At 60.6% G+C, this 3,298-nt stretch carries 4 protein-coding genes; 2 read left to right on the forward strand and 2 right to left on the reverse strand.

Annotation, left to right across the window (positions count from 1 at the left end):
• Both NW820_RS11335 and NW820_RS11340 read left to right on the forward strand, forming a co-directional pair.
• The coding region (locus tag NW820_RS11335) for a GAF domain-containing protein (protein WP_414407529.1) at positions 1–2,460 on the forward strand (2,460 nt) is incomplete at its 5' end.
• 4 nt (positions 2,461–2,464) lie between these two features.
• The gene (locus NW820_RS11340; protein ID WP_011434029.1) at positions 2,465–2,836 is read left to right on the forward strand and encodes a DUF309 domain-containing protein; all 372 of its coding nucleotides are present in this window, start codon (positions 2,465–2,467) and stop codon (positions 2,834–2,836) included.
• A 23-nt stretch (positions 2,837–2,859) separates the two neighbouring features.
• On the opposite strand, the gene NW820_RS11345 is transcribed toward NW820_RS11340, so the two are convergent.
• Together NW820_RS11345 and NW820_RS11350 are read right to left on the reverse strand one after the other, a co-directional pair.
• The gene (locus tag NW820_RS11345; protein WP_011434030.1) at positions 2,860–3,021 is read right to left on the reverse strand and encodes a hypothetical protein; all 162 of its coding nucleotides are present in this window, start codon (positions 3,019–3,021) and stop codon (positions 2,860–2,862) included.
• Between the two features lie 91 nt (positions 3,022–3,112).
• Positions 3,113–3,202 carry a cytochrome b6-f complex subunit PetN gene (locus tag NW820_RS11350; protein ID WP_244349857.1) on the reverse strand — a complete coding sequence of 30 codons (90 nt, stop codon included), beginning with the start codon at positions 3,200–3,202 and terminating at the stop codon, positions 3,113–3,115.
• Positions 3,203–3,298 lie beyond the last annotated feature (96 nt).

Genomic DNA, 3,298 nt, shown 5'->3' on the forward strand with positions numbered 1-3,298 from the left:
GCCCTCATCAACCGCATCACCCACCAGATTCGGCAATCCCTGGAGCTGGATCAGATCCTGAGGGCGACGGTGGAGGAGGTGCGCGCCTTTTTGGGTACGGATCGGGTGAAGGTTTACCGCTTTGATCCCGAAGGTCACGGAACGGTGGTGGCGGAAGCACGAGGCGGGGAGCGGCTGCCCTCGCTCTTGGGGCTGACTTTTCCGGCAGGGGATATTCCCGAGGAGGCGCGGCGGTTGTTTCGCCTAGCTCAGGCGCGGGTAATTGTGGATGTGGAGGCGCAGAGCCGTTCCATCAGCCAGCCGGAGTCTTGGGGGTTGTCTGCTAGGGTTCCGCTGGGCGAGCCGCTACAGCGGCCTGTGGATCCCTGCCATGTCCACTATTTGAAATCCATGGGGGTGGCCTCTTCCTTGGTGGTTCCCCTCATGCATCATCAAGAGCTTTGGGGGCTGTTGGTCTCCCATCATGCCGAGCCTCGTCCCTACTCCCAAGAAGAGCTGCAGGTGGTGCAGTTGCTGGCGGATCAAGTTTCCATTGCCATTGCTCAGGCGGAATTGCTGGAGCAAGCGCGGCAAAAGGCGCAGCAGGAACGCCTCATCAACCAAATTGCTGCTCTAGTTTACTCGCCCCTACACCCGGAGACGACCTTGACCACGGTGCTGGAGCAGCTTGCTGCCGGTTTGCAGGGGATCGGGGCGCGGCTGCGGATCCACTTTATGGGCGCAGACACCCTCTGTTGTCATGGCGTGCAACCCCCGGCCAGCTACGACACCTGGCTACAGGAGCAGCTCGGAAGGGCCGGAGGAGCGGGGGGCTGGGTGAAGATGTGGTCGCTATCCCACTTGGAGAAATGGCCGGAGCTGCAAGAGCAGATGAAGCAGACACCCATTCGTGGCCTGCTGGTGGCCCAGCTCGCCTGGAATGACCAGCCGGTGGGCTGGCTGAGCGTGTTTCGCGGGGCCGTTTACCAAGAAACCCACTGGGCGGGCTACCGTTGGTTTGCTCAGGGGGATCCCAGACAAGAACTGCCTTTGATCTCTTTTGCTGCCTGGCGGGAGCTGAAAATTGACGAGCCTAAGGCTTGGTCAGCTGCAGAGCAAGAGCTGATGAGTCGGGTCGGGGTACATTTGGCCCTGTCCATTACGCAAAATCAGCTCTACCGGCAGTTGCAAACCCTCAACGCCCGTCTGGAGCAGGAGGTGCAGGAGCGGACGGCGGCCCTGCAGCGATCTCTGGCTATGGATGCCCTCTTGCAGCGGGTCACCGACCAGGTGCGCAGCAGTTTGGAGGAAGCCCAGATCCTGCGGGCAGTGGTGCAGGAGTTGGCTCTGGGGTTGCCCATTCAAGGTTGCGATCTCTGTCTCTACGATTGGGCATCTGGCCAGGCGACGGTGCGCTATGAATACACCTCTGCTCTACCACCTGCCGGTGGGATCACCCTGACCTTGGCCGACTACCCCGATCTTTACCGGCACCTGCAAGGGGGTCAAGCGGTGCAATTCTGCCACTTGCCTGGGCAGGGCTGGATCCCCCGTCGGGAAGGGCTGACCCTGCTGGTGTGCCCGCTGCGGGATGACCAAGGGGTGCTGGGGGATCTCTGGCTGGCGAAGCCGGCAGCCGAGTGCTTTGATGAACTGGAGGTGCAGGTGGTGCAGCAGGTGGCGGATCACTGCGCCATTGCCATCCGCCAGGCCCGCCTCTACCAGGCTTCTGTGCAGCAAATTGGTGAGCTGGAGCGCCTCAACCGCCTCAAAGATGATTTTTTGAGCACCGTCTCCCACGAGCTGCGCACCCCCATCACCAACATGAGGATGGCCATCCAACTGCTGAAAACCGCCCGCGCCCCCCAAAAACGAGAGCAATATCTCAAGATTTTGGAGCAGGAGTGTGAGCGGGAGGCGGAATTGGTCAACGATCTCTTGGATCTGCAGAGGCTGGAGCAGGGATCCAAAACGCTCCATCTGGAAGAAGTGCCGCTGGCAACCTGGCTGCCCAGCGTGCTGGAGCCGTTTCTACAGCGGGCCCAGGCCAACCAGCAACGGTTGCAGTGGCAGATTGCGCCAAATGTGGGCAAGGTGCTCACCGATCGGGGCGGCCTGGAGCGGGTGGTGCAGGAGCTGGTCAACAACGCCTGCAAGTATACTCCCCCAAGGTGCAACATCTGGGTAACAGCGCAGCGCTCTGGCCCGCAGCAGGTGGAAATTCGGGTGATCAACGAGGGAGTAGAAATTCCCCACAGCGAGTGGGAGCGCATCTTCGAGAAGTTCTACCGCATCCCCAGCGGGGATCCCTGGAAGCGGGGCGGCACCGGCCTGGGCCTGGCTTTGGTCAAGCAGTGGATGCAGCGGCTGGGGGGCAGCGTCTCGGTGGAGAGTTCTCAAGGCAAAACCTGCTTTACCCTGGTGTTGCCGCAGGGATCCCTGCCTGTGCAGACCTCACCCCTAGCCCACAACTGTGCCTAGCCACATGAGCAATGCCCACTCAGAAGCGTTGCGTTTGGCCGCCGAGCAGTTTAACCGGGGGGAATTTTACGCCTGCCACGACACCCTAGAGGCCCTGTGGATGGAGGCAGTGGATCCAGAGCGGCGCTTCTACCAGGGGCTTTTGCAAACCGCCGTGGCCTACTATCACCTGCAAAACGGCAACCGCCGCGGCTGCATGATCCTGTTGGGGGAGGCCAACCGCAAGCTGGCGGACTTTCTGCCCACCTACGCCGGATGGGATGTGCAAGCCCTGTGGCAGGCTAACCAGGGCATCCTGCGGCATCTTTCTCAACTGCAACCCCAGGATCCCCTGCCTTACCTGGCCATCCCCACCCTGAGTTGGGTTGAAGACTGACCTGAGCAGGCCCAACAGCGGCGCTAGCGCTTGGAGCGACGGGCTTTGCGCTCAACTTCGTTGCGTCGCCGCCGATCCCGCCAGTCGATGAAGGTAATGTAGCCAACGCCCAGGGTTACGGCTGTCAACAGCAAAAAGATGCTTCCGTAGGCGATGCGGGCGACCAAGGGAAGATCGGTTTCCATGGTGTGAGCGGGGGTAACCCCGTCAATATCGGCGGCAGGAACAACAAGATGAATGCAAGATGGATGTGAGGCTCAATCCAGGCATGACAAATTACATGCCGTTGCGCCCCCAGACCACCAGGGCAATGGAAAGAACGAAGAAGGTGGGGACGGCAATCCAGCCAAGGGTGATGATGTCCATAGGTCTAGCCCAGCTAAAGAGGGGTTATCTCGAGGTGATCCCATTTTACGAGAGGAGATCCCTTGTCAACGGACATCTACGAACACCTGTTTTCAG

It is taken from the genome of Synechococcus sp. R55.7, from assembly GCF_047461955.1.
Lineage (GTDB): Bacteria > Cyanobacteriota > Cyanobacteriia > Thermostichales > Thermostichaceae > Thermostichus.